Below are 644 nucleotides of genomic sequence, written 5' to 3'. Positions count from 1 at the left end.
ATAAAAAATAAGGACCACTTCTGATAAAATTAAGTCACCACAACAAAATTACAGAAAGAAGGATCCTTATGTTTAAAGATTATAACATGAATCAATTAATTTTGCCTTTAGATTTAGAAGTAAAGTTACAAAAGAATGATATTGCCTTCCATGTCCACCATTTAGTCGAAAGTATCCCGCCTGAAACGTTTGAACCATTCCTTCGAAATGAGGGCTGTCCTGCCTATCATCCACGCATGATGCTTAAAATTATCTTATGTGCCTACACGCAATCTGTCTTTTCTGGTCGTAAAATTGAAGCGCTTTTAAAAGACAGTATTCGGATGATGTGGCTTGCACAAGGATATGAACCAACCTATCGCACAATTAACCGTTTTCGTATCCAACCGGAAGTAAAAGAATTAATTCGCCAATGTTTTGTCCAATTCCGTTGTCAGCTTGTGCAAGAAAATATCATTGATCAAGAAGCAATTTTTATTGATGGAACGAAGATTGAGGCGAATGCGAATAAATTTACGTTCGTTTGGAAGAAATCCATTGAAAAATTTCATGGTAGCTTGATAGAGAAATCGAACCAACTATACAACGAGCTGCTTGAAAAAGAGATACTACCTGAAATTGAACGAGAAAGCGAAGATGAATTA

General features: G+C 35.7%; 1 protein-coding gene. It reads left to right on the top strand.

Annotated features, from left to right (window positions below; translation table 11 throughout):
- Positions 1–68: 68 nt before the first annotated feature.
- On the top strand, positions 69–644 hold a 576-nt coding region (locus tag ABNX05_RS26035; protein ID WP_349662339.1), incomplete at its 3' end, for a transposase.

It is taken from the genome of Lysinibacillus zambalensis (assembly GCF_040183165.1).
Classification (GTDB): domain Bacteria; phylum Bacillota; class Bacilli; order Bacillales_A; family Planococcaceae; genus Lysinibacillus; species Lysinibacillus zambalensis.
This window is presented reverse-complemented; position numbering and strand designations above follow the sequence as displayed.